At 71.5% G+C, this 13,580-nt stretch carries 12 protein-coding genes and 1 tRNA gene; 4 read left to right on the top strand and 9 right to left on the bottom strand.

Translation table 11 applies throughout. The annotated features are described in order from the left end of the window. Window positions 1-2: 2 nt before the first annotated feature. From ACWD3E_RS15325 to ACWD3E_RS15340, 4 genes are read right to left on the bottom strand one after another with little or no spacing between them, the layout of a single operon-like run. Window positions 3-656 carry a rhomboid-like protein gene (locus ACWD3E_RS15325; RefSeq protein ID WP_451388019.1) on the bottom strand — a complete coding sequence of 218 codons (654 nt, stop codon included), beginning with the start codon at window positions 654-656 and terminating at the stop codon, window positions 3-5. Between the two features lie 8 nt (window positions 657-664). Next, the gene (locus ACWD3E_RS15330; RefSeq protein WP_451388020.1) at window positions 665-1,138 is read right to left on the bottom strand and encodes a hypothetical protein; all 474 of its coding nucleotides are present in this window, start codon (window positions 1,136-1,138) and stop codon (window positions 665-667) included. A gap of 16 nt (window positions 1,139-1,154) precedes the next feature. Continuing rightward, on the bottom strand, window positions 1,155-2,309 hold the full coding sequence (locus tag ACWD3E_RS15335; RefSeq protein ID WP_451388021.1) for a site-2 protease family protein: 1,155 nt from the start codon (window positions 2,307-2,309) through the stop codon (window positions 1,155-1,157). 24 nt (window positions 2,310-2,333) lie between these two features. Then, window positions 2,334-2,546, bottom strand: a complete 213-nt coding sequence (locus ACWD3E_RS15340; RefSeq protein WP_451350535.1) for a hypothetical protein — start codon at window positions 2,544-2,546, stop codon at window positions 2,334-2,336. Window positions 2,547-2,823: 277 nt separating this feature from the next. On the opposite strand from ACWD3E_RS15340, the gene ACWD3E_RS15345 reads away from it, so the two are divergent. Continuing rightward, on the top strand, window positions 2,824-5,238 hold the full coding sequence (locus ACWD3E_RS15345; protein WP_451388022.1) for an N-acetylmuramoyl-L-alanine amidase: 2,415 nt from the start codon (window positions 2,824-2,826) through the stop codon (window positions 5,236-5,238). A gap of 68 nt (window positions 5,239-5,306) precedes the next feature. Here the strand turns inward: ACWD3E_RS15345 and ACWD3E_RS15350 are convergent. Continuing rightward, window positions 5,307-5,380 (bottom strand) — tRNA-Thr (locus ACWD3E_RS15350). Window positions 5,381-5,596: 216 nt separating this feature from the next. Here ACWD3E_RS15350 and ACWD3E_RS15355 point away from each other — a divergent pair. The 3 genes from ACWD3E_RS15355 to ACWD3E_RS15365 all read left to right on the top strand — a co-directional run bounded on the left by ACWD3E_RS15355 (window position 5,597) and on the right by ACWD3E_RS15365 (window position 8,241). Next, entirely contained in the window at window positions 5,597-6,733 is a 1,137-nt protein-coding gene (locus ACWD3E_RS15355) for an ABC transporter ATP-binding protein (protein WP_451388023.1), read from the top strand. 181 nt (window positions 6,734-6,914) lie between these two features. Continuing rightward, entirely contained in the window at window positions 6,915-7,376 is a 462-nt protein-coding gene (locus ACWD3E_RS15360; protein WP_451388024.1) for a hypothetical protein, read from the top strand. A gap of 133 nt (window positions 7,377-7,509) precedes the next feature. Then, on the top strand, window positions 7,510-8,241 hold the full coding sequence (locus ACWD3E_RS15365; protein ID WP_451388025.1) for a nucleotidyltransferase family protein: 732 nt from the start codon (window positions 7,510-7,512) through the stop codon (window positions 8,239-8,241). Between the two features lie 65 nt (window positions 8,242-8,306). On the opposite strand, the gene ACWD3E_RS15370 is transcribed toward ACWD3E_RS15365, so the two are convergent. The 4 genes from ACWD3E_RS15370 to ACWD3E_RS15385 all read right to left on the bottom strand — a co-directional run bounded on the left by ACWD3E_RS15370 (window position 8,307) and on the right by ACWD3E_RS15385 (window position 13,015). Then, window positions 8,307-10,004, bottom strand: coding sequence for a DoxX family protein (locus ACWD3E_RS15370; protein ID WP_451388026.1), 1,698 nt, complete (start codon window positions 10,002-10,004; stop codon window positions 8,307-8,309). A gap of 129 nt (window positions 10,005-10,133) precedes the next feature. Continuing rightward, complete coding sequence (gene rlmB / locus ACWD3E_RS15375; RefSeq protein ID WP_451388027.1) at window positions 10,134-11,075, bottom strand: 23S rRNA (guanosine(2251)-2'-O)-methyltransferase RlmB; 942 nt, start codon at window positions 11,073-11,075, stop codon at window positions 10,134-10,136. Window positions 11,076-11,161: 86 nt separating this feature from the next. Next, the gene (cysS, locus tag ACWD3E_RS15380) at window positions 11,162-12,565 is read right to left on the bottom strand and encodes a cysteine--tRNA ligase (protein ID WP_451388028.1); all 1,404 of its coding nucleotides are present in this window, start codon (window positions 12,563-12,565) and stop codon (window positions 11,162-11,164) included. A gap of 45 nt (window positions 12,566-12,610) precedes the next feature. Then, a complete protein-coding gene (locus ACWD3E_RS15385) occupies window positions 12,611-13,015 on the bottom strand; it encodes a PPOX class F420-dependent oxidoreductase (protein WP_451388029.1) in 405 nt (134 codons plus the stop codon). Window positions 13,016-13,580: the final 565 nt, after the last annotated feature.

Consider the following 13,580-nt stretch of genomic DNA (forward strand, 5'->3'; position numbering starts at 1 on the left):
CGTTAACCCCTCAGGGCGGCCAGTGTCTCCTTCGGATTCCATGCTTTTCCACGGCCTCTGACCAGCGGCTGACACGCAAGCCCGATGAGCACCGAGAAGAAGTGCCCGAAGTCGGTGAAGGTCGCCCCATCGGTCAGCGGCAGACCGAAGACCGCCAGCACCAGCAGCACGTACCCGTACCGCCAGGGCGGCGCGATCCGGTACGCCAGCACCCCGATCACCCCGGCCAGCGCGTAACTCACCCCGATGTCCAGGGTGTTGACCGCCGAGTGCGGGGCGATCCCGTCCCGGATCGCCTTCAGCAGGATGCCCTCGCTGAGCAGCGAGGCCAGCACATGCGCCAGCGCACACACCCCCAGCCAGCGGGCCGTGCCCAGCCAGCGCTCCACCTGCGCATGGAAGACGGTGTACAGGAAGGCGTACGGAAACCAGTGCCCGGTGTCGACCCACATCGCGCTCGCCACCAGCACCCGCACCGGATTGCGCGACAGCTCGTGGATGTTCGTCGAACGCTGCCGCAGGAAGTGCTCCTCGAACTCCGGCGACATGCGGTGCAGGGCGACGGTCGTGACGAACAGGACCGCCAGCCACACGTACGTGCCGGGAGAACTGCGGAAGAACGCCCCCACCGCACTCAGGCCCCGGTTGATTCGCATGAGCCGATTCACGCACGCCGGTGCCGTCCCGGGCGTGACCGACATCCCCGGAGGGCGGGCCGGCGGGCGTCCTCCCCGGGGACCGGGAGCGGCTGCCGGCACGGCGTGGACAGGTCGAGGTGCGGTGCGGCTCCGGCCAGCGAGCGGGCCGTCGCCTCCGCCTCCGCACGGGTCGGCACGCAGACGGCGAGGAGACGGAACGGCGCGGAGGGCCACAGCTCTGCGCAGACGGCGGGCCGGCCCGGCCGCAGGACGACGAAATCCGCGCCGCCCAGGTGGCAGCGCGTGCCGATGCACCGGAACCCGGGGATCCACAACCCGCGCACCGGATCCCCGCGCAGGGCACGCCACCAGTCCGGCTCGACGGTCACCCGGCACACCGCCGCCAGCGGCACCCGCACCTCACCGCGCCGCGCGGCCAGCCGCTCCCGCCACGTCAGTCGTACGACCAGCTCGTCGCCGTCCGCGGCCATCCACGCCATCGCCCCTGGTCCCTTGCTAGTGAGCCGCCCTCACGCCCGCGCCCGGCGGCGCACTGGAGGAGAGCCAGGTGATGATCCGGCTGACGTCGGAGCTGGAGACGATGCCGACGACACGGCCGTCCGTGACGACCAGGGCCCGGCGGGCGGGGCCGGCCTCCAGGTTCGGCAGCAGCTGGGCCAGGGAGTCGTCGGGGCCGGCGACCGGGATGTCGGCGAGCGGCACCATCACCGCCTCCAGCGTGGTCGAGCCGCGGTCGGCCTCCGGCACCTGGCCCGCCTGCCGCACACTGACCAGCCCCAGCGGATGCCCCTCCGGATCGACGACCGGGAAGGCCGAGTGCCGGTAGCGCCACGACGGACCGCCGAGGAACTCCCCCACGGTCGTCCCGGCGACCACGGTCACCGGATCGGCGCTCATCGCCTGCCGGACGCGTACGGAGGCCAGCAGCTCGCGGAGCTTGGCCTGGCTGCCTTCCAGCGTCGCCATCGCGACCATGAACCAGCCGATGAGCAGCAGCCACAGCCCGTCGACGAACTCGCGGGTCATCGCGATGTACAGGCCGGCGGCGACCAGCAGCCAGCCCAGCATGCGTCCGGCGGCCGTGGCGACCGCGGTGGCCCGCAGCCGGTCGCCGGTGCGCCACCACACCAGGGCGCGCAGCAGCCGCCCGCCGTCCAGGGGCGCGGCGGGCAGCACGTTGAACACCGCCAGCAGGATGTTGATCCCGGCCAGCCAGGCGAGCGACTCCACGAGCAGCGCCGGGCCGCGCAGCGCGTGCGCCCACCAGGTGAGCAGGGCGAACACCCCGCCCAGCAGGAAGCTGACCAGCGGCCCGACACCGGCGATGCGCAGCTCCGCGGCCGGACCGGGCGCCTCGCTGCGCAGGCGTGCCGCCCCGCCCAGCAGCCACAGGGTGATCTCGTCGCCGGCGACCCCGTTGCGGCGGGCCACCAGCATGTGGGCGAGCTCGTGGGCCAGCAGGGACAGCAGGAACACCACCGCCGTCGTCACGCCCGCCAGCCAGTAGGCCCAGCCGGGGCTGCCCGGATGGGCGTGGGGCAGCCGCCCCTCGGCGAGCCCGAAGGCGATCAGCAGGAAGATGACCAGGACGCTCCAGTGCACGCCGACGCGGATGCCCGCCACGCGTCCCAGCGAGAAGGTCGCCCCCACGGCAGACACCTCCCTACCGCGCGCTCACCGCACGCAGCCGACGTCCAGCACCTCGATGACGTCGCCGTGCACGGTGTAGACCAGCCAGCACCACTCGCCGAAGACCGCGGACAGGTCCGCTTCCTGTGTCGTGGTGTCGTGGGAGACCGCGCCGATGAGCGCGAGAATCTCCTGGTGCGTCTCGTCCGGCACGTCGTAGAGCACATCGGCGGCCTGCTGGAGCAGTTCGACTTTCATGACGCCCCCGCACAGCTCTCGGAGAGCCCCCGTACGGCGTCCTACAGGGAACAGTTTCATCCCCTGTGTACCCATTTGGTTGCACCTATGTGAAGCCCCTCCGGGATCGGTGACGCTTCAACGTTCGCGCGCGCTGGTATTCCTGGGTGCTCCTGTGACAGCTGTGCCCTGCGATACCCGTGATGACGACTACGACGGAGCTTCAAGGTGGGGCATGAGAACTGAACAGAGGGTTCGACGCGGTCGTCGTCGAGTCAGTCTGAAGACACGCACGTGGGTGGCGCTGGGGGCGGTCGTCGCCGGCGGCGGCGCGGCGTTGGCAACCGTAGCGATGGCCGGGTCGGGAGGCCATGCCGGAGCGTCGGGCACGCCGGGACCGATCAAGACGCATGTCCACTCGCTGTCCCTGGCCGGGGCCAGTGCGTCGCTCAAGGCGCTGGGGGCCCGGTCCACGGCTCCGTTCAGCATGGTGGGTGTCACCTGGAACGGCGCGCACGCCAAGCTGCGCGGCACGGTGGAGGTACGGACCCGTTCCGCCACGAGCGGCCACTGGACCTCATGGCTGAAGATGCAGCAGCCTGACGACATCCCCGACGCCGCCGAGCTGAACCGTCCCGGTGTGCGGGGCGGAATGTCGCCCATGTGGTCCGGGCCGTCGAACGGAATCCAGGTACGCGCGACCGGCGCGGGCAGGACGACCGCGCTGCCCGCCGGGCTGCGGGTGGACCTGGTCGACCCGGGCAAGCCCGCCACCGGCGGGACGCAGGACTCCGGCATGGGCCTGGCGGGATACGCCATGGGCACGGCAGCCACCGACACCGCGACGCCGACGGACAGCGTCGCCCCGACCGACACCGCGACGGCCACGGCAGGCAGCGACGCTTCGGGCTCCCCCACCGCGACGGACTCCGCCTCGCCCACGGACTCCGCCTCGGCCACGGACTCGGCATCCGGCACGCCGTCCACCGGGACCTCCGCCTCCGCCACCGCTTCCACCTCGCCAAGCGCGTCTCCGACACCCTGGCCCAGCCAGCTCCCGTCGCTGTCCGAGGCGTACCCGTCCTGCACGACCTCCTCCAGCAGCCCCTCCGCGTCGGCGTCGCCGACCCCGCCGGACCCGATGCCGGCCGCGACCACCTCGACGGTGGCGCCGCCCACCGTGGTCACCCGGGCCGGCTGGGGCGCGGACGAGTGCGCGCGGGAATCGGGTTACCCGATGTACGGCTCGGCGGTGAAGGTGATGTTCGTCCACCACACGGACACCACCAACAACTACTCCTGCGCCGACTCCCCGGCGATCGTGCGCGGCATCTACGCCGAGCACCTCAACCAGGGCTGGCGCGACCTCGGTTACAACTTCCTCGTCGACAAGTGCGGCACCATCTTCGAGGGCCGCTTCGGCGGGATGGCGCTGCCGCTCGTGGGCGCCCAGACCTACGGCTTCAACACCAACAGCATGGGCGTGGCCGCCATCGGCACGTACACCGACCTCAGCGGCGGCGACTCCACGGCCAGCACCTTCCCCGGGGCCACGCCGAGCCAGGCGATGCTGGGCTCCATCGCCCGCATCGCGGCCTGGAAGTTCGGCATGACCGGCGTGAACCCGGGCACCGCTACCGCGTCGCTGCCCGAGGGAGCCTCCGACAGCTACGGCTTCACCCTGGGCAACAGCTACAACTTCAACGCGATCTCCGGGCACCGCAACGGCTTCGCCACCGACTGCCCCGGCAACCAGCTCTACAACGCCCTGAGCACGATCCGCTCCTACGCGGCCGGCCCGGTCGGCGCGGTCTCCGTCACCGGAATGTCCGGCGGGGCGGCCAAGTCCGGGACGAGCTACTACACCAAGGGCGCGGCCACGGTGAGCTGGACGACCGCCACGCCGTCCGCGGTGATCTCCGGCTTCGACGTCCTGGTCGACGGCAAGGCCGTGGCGCACGCCTCCGGCTCCGCCCGCTCCGCCTCGATCTCGGTCGCCTCCGGCAGCCACACCGTCCAGGTGCGCGCCACCCACGTCCGTGGGGCGACCACGCTGTCCGGCTCGGTCACCCTGGTCGGTGACACGACCGCGCCCACCTTCCCGACCGCCCCCGGCGTGCAGGTGCGCACCGGCACGGTGAACTCCACCGCCGTCCCGGTCACGGTGACCTGGAAGGCCGCCGACAACGCCGCGCTCGCCAAGGTCATGGCGACCTCGCCGTCCTCGGCCACCTTCGGCCCGACGGTGACCTCCTGGCCGACCAGCGCCAAGCCCGGCACCTCGGACCTGTTCGCCCTGAAGGCGTACGACGTGGCCGGCAACGCCGGCGGCACCTCCGTCTCCCGGACGCCGAACATCGTCCAGGAGACCTCCACCACCCGGACCGGCACCTGGGCACAGCGGAGCGGCACCAGCTACCTCGGCGGCTACTCCTACAGTTCCTCGTCCGCCGCAGCCTCGATCAGCTGGACCTTCACCGGACGCTCGGTGGCCTGGATCGTCTCGCGGGCCTCCACCTCCGGCCAGGCGTACGTCTACGTCGACGGCACCAAGGTCACCACGGTGGACCTGAAGTCCTCCACCACCCTCTACCGCCAGGCGATCTGGACCAAGACCTGGTCCAGCTCCGCCAAGCACACCCTGAAGATCGTCGTGGTCGGCACCTCGGGCCGCCCGACCATCACGACCGACGGCATCGCAACCATCGGCTGACCGCTCGGCCGCACCCACGAAGAAGCCCTCTGCCCGCGGGAAGTCCGCGGGCAGAGGGCTTTTTTCAGAGCCCCCTGTCGGATTCGAACCGACGACCTTCGCTTTACAAGAGCGGCGCTCTGACCAGCTGAGCTAAGGAGGCCTGCACCCACCCGGGGTGTGTGCCTGTGCAGTGTACCCACGTCCCGGCCCGGCCCTGTCGAAAATTTCCGCGAAGTTCACAGGGGCGCGGCTACTGACATACCTGGTGAACGGCAGGTACCGTCCTGATCCTGTTCACTCGCGTGGACTACATCAACCACCTTCCTACAACGGATCGTCCGGCACGTTCCTGCCGGTAGAAGGGGGCCCATTCACCATGGCCACTGTCACGTTCGACAAGGCGACCCGGATCTACCCGGGTTCCACCAAGCCCGCCGTCGACCAGCTCGACATCGCGATCGAGGACGGCGAGTTCCTCGTCCTGGTCGGCCCGTCGGGCTGCGGAAAGTCCACCTCCCTGCGGATGCTCGCGGGTCTGGAGGACGTCAACGGCGGCGCCATCCGCATCGGTGACCGCGACGTCACCCACCTGCCGCCCAAGGACCGGGACATCGCCATGGTGTTCCAGAACTACGCGCTCTACCCGCACATGACGGTCGCCGACAACATGGGCTTCGCGCTCAAGATCGCCGGCGTCAACAAGGCGGAGATCCGGCAGAAGGTCGAGGAGGCCGCGAAGATCCTCGACCTCACCGAGTACCTGGACCGCAAGCCGAAGGCGCTCTCCGGCGGTCAGCGCCAGCGTGTCGCGATGGGCCGCGCCATCGTGCGCGAGCCGCAGGTGTTCCTCATGGACGAGCCGCTGTCCAACCTGGACGCCAAGCTCCGCGTGTCCACCCGTACGCAGATCGCCTCGCTGCAGCGCCGTCTCGGCATCACCACCGTCTACGTCACCCACGACCAGGTCGAGGCCATGACGATGGGCGACCGGGTGGCCGTGCTGAAGGACGGCCTGCTCCAGCAGGTCGACTCGCCGCGGAACATGTACGACAAGCCCGCGAACCTCTTCGTCGCCGGCTTCATCGGCTCCCCGGCCATGAACCTGGTCGAGGTCCCGATCACCGACGGCGGCGTGAAGTTCGGCAACAGCGTCGTGCCGGTCAACCGCGACGCCCTGACGGCCGCCGCCGACAAGGGTGACCGCACGGTGACGGTCGGCGTCCGCCCCGAGCACTTCGACGTCGTCGAGCTGAACGGCTCCACCGCGGCCTCCCTGTCCAAGGACAGCGCCGACCAGCCGGCCGGTCTGGCCGTCTCCGTGAACGTCGTCGAGGAGCTGGGCGCCGACGGCTACGTCTACGGCTCCGCCGAGGTCGGCGGCGAGATGAAGGACCTGGTGGTCCGCGTGAACGGGCGCCAGGTGCCGGAGAAGGGCTCCACCCTGCACGTCGTACCGCGGCCGGGCGAGATCCACGTGTTCTCGACCTCCACGGGCGCCCGTCTCTCCGACTGACGCAAGTGACGGCAAGGGCCCCGCAGATCGCTGCGGGGTCCTTTGCTTTGCCGTCGGGCGGCCGTAGCGCGGCCGTCGGGCGGAGAAAGGTCAACCCCCTACCCAGAATGCGGCGCGATCTCATCCCCCATTAGAGTGACTCAATGTCGCCACGTCATTACCGGGCGCTACCCTCACACGCGTGAAGCACTCCACCACTCCTCAGACGCGACGCGGCCACCGGGGCGGCCCTGCCCGCCGGATCGGCCGCACTCTCGCCCTCGTCCTGCCCGTCGTCCTGGTGCTCTCGGGGACCCTCGCGGTCACCCGGGTCAACTGGACGGGCAGCCCCTCCAGCTCGGTGCTCACCGCCACGGACGTCTCCGCGACGGTGGTCCCCGCCAAGTCGGCCGCCCGCGCCCCGCAGGACGTGCTCCGCGACGAGCTGGTCGCCGAGCTGCAGCACAAGAACCCGGGGGTGGTCCTCACCCACCTCCAGCAGGCGGTCAACGGCCACCCCGCGCTGGCCCGGCACTGCACGTCCATCGCCCGCACCCTCGGCCGGACCGCGGTGCGCATCTACGGCGCCTCGCGCGCGCAGTCGTACGCCCGCCCGGTGTGCGACACGGCCTTCGCCTCGGGCGTGCTGGCCGCGCACAGCTGAGCCGAGGTACGACGCCTGCTTGCCCGATGCCGCTCCGGTACCGGGCAAGCGGCGGTTGGGAAGTCGGTAACGGCACCTTAAGGAGCACGCCGCTGCCGCCGGACCCGGTCGGGGCGCCACGTACAGTGCGGTCATGACCCATCCGAGCGCCGCCCTCCGCCCCACTCAAGCCGTCATCCTGGCCGGTGGCCAGGGCTCACGGCTGCGTCCGTACACCGATGACCGGCCCAAGCCGATGGTCGAGATCCCCGGTACGGGCACGCCGATCATCGGTCACCAGCTGACCTGGCTCGCCGAGGAGGGCGTGACGGACGTGGTGGTCTCCTGCGGCCACCTCGCCGAGGTCCTGCAGAAGTGGCTCGACACGGCCGACCTGCCCGTGTCCGTCACCACCGTGGTGGAGACCGAGCCCCTCGGCCGCGGCGGCGGCCTCAAGTACGCCGCCGCGCATCTCCCCCACCCCGACCGGCCGTGGTTCGCCACCAACGGCGACATCTGGACCCGCTTCTCCCTGCGGGACATGGCCGACTTCCACACGGAGCGGGATGCCGTCGCGACCCTGGCGCTGGCACGTCCGCGGATTCCGTGGGGTGCGGTGAAGACCGACGGCTTCGGGCACATCACCGACTTCATCGAGGCGCCGCCGTCGACGTTCGAGATCAACGCCGGTGTGTACGTCTTCTCGCCCGAGTTCGCCTCGATGCTGCCGGAGCGGGGGGATCACGAGCGGACCACGTTTCCCCGGCTGGCCAGGGAGCGGAAGCTGGCCGGGTTCCCCCTTCCGCAGGGGGCCTACTGGCGGGCCATCGATACGGCCAAGGATCTGACGGAAGCGGCCAAGGAACTGGCTGCCCTGGGTCGGTGAGCGACGCCAAAAGGGCCCCGTACCTCTCCTGGTACGGGGCCCCTTTGTTTCGTTTGTTTCCTGGATCAGCCCAGCAGACCGCCCACCAGCCCCGGCTGGCCCGTGGAGGAGCTGCCGCCGGTGCTGGTCGGGCTGCCGCCGGCGGGGGAGCCGGTGGAGCCGCCTGTGGGGCCTGTCGTGGTGCTGGGGGCGCCGCCGCCTGACGGGGCGGAGTTGCGGGGCGGGATCTGACCCGTGGTGCCCTGCGTCTGGCTGGGGGTCGTGGTCGTACCGCCGGTGGTGGTGCGGGTCGCGCCCGGGGTCGCCGCCGCGCCGGAGGGGCTCGCGCCGGCCGTCGTCGCGCCGCCCGTGGGCGAGGCGGGGGCCGACGGGGTGCTGCGGTGCCGCTTGCCCGGCTCCTCCGGGAGCGGGGAGCCCGGCAGGTTGTTGCGCGGGGCCTCGCCGGGGCCGGGGACGACCACGCGGCTGGAGTCGCGGACGGCGCCGCCGAGCAGGGAGCCGAGGAGCAGGGTGAGGCCGACCGTGACGGCCGTGATCAGGGCGCCGCGGCGCAGGACGTAGCGGCGCAGCTCCCAGATGTCGGCGCGGGGGCCGAGCCGCCGCCAGGCGCTGCCCGCGAGGCGGCCGTCCACGGAGTAGACGGGGGCGCCCGCGATGATCAGCGGGGACCAGGCGGCGAGGTAGATGATGTCGGGGGCGTCGTACGCCGGGACCGTCTTCCAGCTGACGGTGACGATCAGGGCGGCGGAGAGCAGGGCGCCGAGCACGGCGGCCACGCGCTGCCAGCAGCCGAGGATGGTGAGGACGCCCACGACCACCTGGAGGAAGGCGATCACCAGGCCGGAGCCGACCGGGTGGTGCAGGGCGAACTGGCGCAGCGGCTCGGCGACGTCCCAGGGGTGCAGGGTGTTGAGCCACTTGACCATGGAGCCGCGTTTGCCGCCGTCGAAGTAGACGGGGTCGCAGAGCTTGCCCATGCCGGCGTAGATGGAGATGAAGCCGAGGAAGATGCGCAGCGGGAGGAGGACGACGCCCAGGTTCATGCGACGCCCGGGGTAGTAGGCGTGCCGGGATGGGTCGTCGCTCTGGCGCCTGGTGTGGCGGGGGGCGCCGGTGTCGCCGGGGTCCGGCGGGTAGTCGTCGTACTCGTCGAACTCGTCGTCACCGTACGGAGGTTCGCCGTAGGGCGGTTCGCCGTAGGGCGGTTCGTCGTAGGCGCTGCCGACCGTGCGCATGTGCGGCAGGAGGCGGGTGCCGCCGTCGGGGGCGGTGCGCTGGCGGCCGAGGACCGGGGTCTCGACGCTCTGGTCGAGGTGGCCGTAGGCGTCGGCGTAGCCGGTCTCCACGCGCGGGATGACCTGGGTGGCGCCGGCCTCGGTGGCGGGGTCGTCGGGGTGGCGGACGCTGCTGCCCCGCACGGCCTGGAGCAGCCGGTGCGCACCGGTGTCGTCAGGGGCGGACCTGCCGCTCCAGACGACGGGGCGCCGGCGGCCGGAGGCGGCGCCCGCCCGGCCCGCGCCGCCCACGCCGGGGATGCGCGCGGTGTCCTGGCCGGCGTTCAGGGGCCGGGCGATCCGCGGGTATTGGCTGCGCTTGGCCGAGGCGCCCAGCTGCACGCGGAAGCTGGCGTGATTGACGATGACCTGCGCCGGATCGCTCGGCACCTTCACCATGCTCAGCGCGGGAGCGTCGTCGAGCCCGGACTTGAAGCCCGACGAGCGGTCCCCCGTGGGTGTGCGGGGTGTTCTGGTGTCCACACTCATCTAACCGAGTGATGCGGAGTTAGGACACTGCCGCGGTCCGCCCGGATGTGTCCGGACTCCGTCAAGCTCGCCCCGAACGCCGGTTGGACGCCAGAATTACCCCCTACGGGTGAAGTTGCGGACGCCTGTTCAGGCGCGCCGACTCGCCGCCTCGTACAGCACGATCCCCGCCGCCACACCGGCGTTCAGCGACTCGGCACCACCCGGCATCGGGATGCGCACCCGGAAGTCGCAGGTCTCGCCGACCAGGCGGGACAGGCCCTTGCCCTCGCTGCCGACCACGATGACCACCGGGCCCTCGAGGGCTTCCAGGTCACCGAGTTCGACCTCACCGTCGGCGGCCAGGCCGACGATCGTCATCCCGGCCTTCTTGTACGCCTCCAGGGTCCGCGTCAGGTTGGTGGCGCGGGCGACCGGGGTGCGGGCGGCCGCACCGGCGGACGTCTTCCAGGCACCGGCCGTCATACCGGCCGAGCGGCGCTCGGGCACGACGACGCCGTGGCCGCCGAAGGCGGAGACGGAGCGGACGACCGCGCCGAGGTTGCGCGGGTCGGTGACGCCGTCGAGCGCGACGATCAGCGGGTCGGCGCCCTCGTCGTAGGCGGCGTCGGCGAGGTCCTCGGGGTGCGCGTACTCGTACGGCGGGACCTGGAGGACCAGGCCCTGGTGGTTGAGGCCGTTCGTCATGCGGTCCAGCTCGGGGCGCGGGGCCTCCATCAGGTTGATGCCACCGCGCTCGGCGGCGAGCTGGAGGGCCTCGCGGACGCGCTCGTCGTTGTCGATGAACTGCTGGACGTAGAGGGTGGAGGCGGGCACGCCCTCGCGAAGCGCCTCGATCACCGGGTTACGGCCGACCACCAGCTCGGACGCCGACCTGCCGCCGCCCCGGCGCTGCTGCGGGCGGCCCTGCGCGCGGCGGACCTTGGCCGCGGCGGCGCGCTGCTTGGCGTGACCCTTGCGCATCTCGGCGGGCGGGGTCGGCCCCTTGCCCTCCAGGCCTCGGCGCCGCTGGCCGCCACTGCCGACCTGCGCGCCCTTCTTGCCGGACATGCGGCGGTTGTTCGCGGCCATGAGTTACTCGTCTCCGTTGAGCTTCGTACGTACGTTTATGCAGTGTGCCGCCCGGGGGGCCGGGCGGCACAGTCGATCATGCGGGGCTAGCGGGCGCCGAGGGTCCAGCGCGGGCCCTGCGGGCTGTCCTCGATGACCAGACCGGACTGGTTCAGCTGATCGCGGATGGCGTCGGCGGTGGCCCAGTCCTTGCGGGCGCGAGCGGACTCGCGCTGGTCCAGGACGAGCCGGACGAGGCTGTCGACCACGCCGTTCAGCTCCTCGCCGCGGCGCGCGTCCTCGCCGGCCCAGTGCGGGTCGAGCGGGTCGAGGCCGAGCACGCCCAGCATGGCCCGCACCTCGGCGAGGCGGGCGATCGCGCCGTCCTTGTCGTCGGCGGCCAGCGCGCTGTTGCCCTGGCGGACGGTGTTGTGCACGACGGCGAGCGCCTGCGGCACGCCGAAGTCGTCGTCCATCGCCTCGGCGAAGGCGGGCGGGACCTCGGCCGCCGGCTCCACGCTCTTCCCGGCCAGCTCGGTGACGCGCTGCACGAAGCCATCGATCCGCGCGAACGCGGACTCGGCCTCGCGCAGGGACTCCTCGCTGTACTCGATCATCGAGCGGTAGTGCGGGGTGCCGAGGTAGTAGCGCAGGACGATGGGCCGCCACTGCTTCGTCATCTCGGAGACCAGCACGCTGTTGCCGAGCGACTTGGACATCTTGTCGCCGGCGATGGTGACCCAGGCGTTGTGCAGCCAGTACCGGGCGAACTCGTCGCCGTAGGCCTTGGCCTGGGCGATCTCGTTCTCGTGGTGCGGGAAGATCAGGTCGATGCCGCCGCCGTGGATGTCGAAGGCGGAGCCCAGGTACTTGTGGGCCATCGCCGAGCACTCCAGGTGCCAGCCGGGGCGGCCCTCTCCCCACGGGGTCGGCCAGGTGGGCTCGCCCGGCTTGGCGGACTTCCACATGGCGAAGTCGCGCGGGTCCCGCTTGCCGGTCTCGCCCTCGCCGGAGGGCTGGAGCAGGTTGTCCAGCTCCTGCCGGGACAGCTCCAGGTACTGCGGGAAGGACCGTACGTCGAAGTAGACGTTGCCGTCGGCCTCGTAGGCGTGCCCGCGCTCGATGAGGCCCTGCATCATCTCGACCATCTCGGTGACATGGCCGGTGGCGCGGGGCTCGTACGTCGGGGGCAGGCAGCCGAGGGCGTGGTAGCCGTCGTTGAACGCGCGCTCGTTCTCGTACCCGATCGACCACCAGGGCCGGTTCTGCTCCTGGGCCTTGGCGATGATCTTGTCGTCGATGTCGGTGACGTTGCGGACGAACGTGACGTCGTAGCCGCGGTACTGGAACCAGCGGCGCATGATGTCGAAGTTCAGATACGAGCGGACGTGCCCGATGTGCGGTGGCGCCTGCACGGTGGCACCACAGAGGTAGATCGAGACACAGCCCGGCTTGAGCGGGGTGAAGTCACGGATCTGCCGGGCGTTGGTGTCGTACAGGCGAATAGTCACCACTCCAGGGTAGTGGGCGCCGGGTGGTGCCTCGTGCCGCTTGCCTCAGAACATGCCCACGACCTTCTTCGGCGTGATCCTGACGACGACGCGGTCGGCGTCGCCGGCGGAGGCCGGGTTGAACTCCGCGTACTTCTTGCCGGTGTACTTCATCGAGAGTTCGTCGATCAGTTCTCTGGCGCCGTCCGTGCTGAGCTCCGCGGTGCCCCGGATCTCGCCGTAGACGTACGGCATCTCGGGGTCCTGGACGACGACGCTCACGCGGGGGTCGCGGTCGAGGTTCTTCTTCTTACGGCGGTCGACGGTGGTGGAGAACAGAATCTGGTCCCCGTCCCGCTTCACCCACACAGGGGACAGCTGCGGACTGCCGTCGGGCTGGATCGTGCCGACCACGATGAAGACGGGACCGTCGAGCAGGGACTTGAGCCGGTCGGACAGGGCGGCGGGCATGGGGGTACCTCCGAAGGCCTCGGTCAGCGGTGAATCTACGATGACTCGCGGTGATCACACGGTCGCTCTGCGGGTACCCTCGCACGCCCCCAGCCGACCCGCACGACGAACACGCCCAGGCCTGCCGACGGCCACACCGCCGCCCTGCCGGCCGCCAGGCCGGCATACCCCCGGTCCCTGTCGGGCACCTTCAGCCCGCCCGCACCGCGAGCAGGCCCGGCTCGCCACCGTCAGCCGACCGGCACCGCGAGCACACCCGGCCCGCCGCCGTCGGCACGTCCACACCCTGCCGGTCGCCACACCCGTGCCCGCCGGCCACACTCAGCCCACCCGCACCCCGAGCTGGCTCTGCCCGCCCCGGTCAGCCCGCCCCACGAGCAGGCCCGGTCCTGTGCTGTCAGCCACCCCGCACCACGGACAGGCTCCACCCGCCACCGTCAGCCGACCCGCACCGCGAGCACACCCGGTCCGCCGCCGTCGGCACGTCCACACCCTGCCGGTCGCCACACCCGTGCCCGCCGGCCACACTCAGCCCACCCGCACCCCGAGCTGGCTCTGCCCGCCC

The organism is Streptomyces sp. NPDC002676, assembly GCF_053592455.1.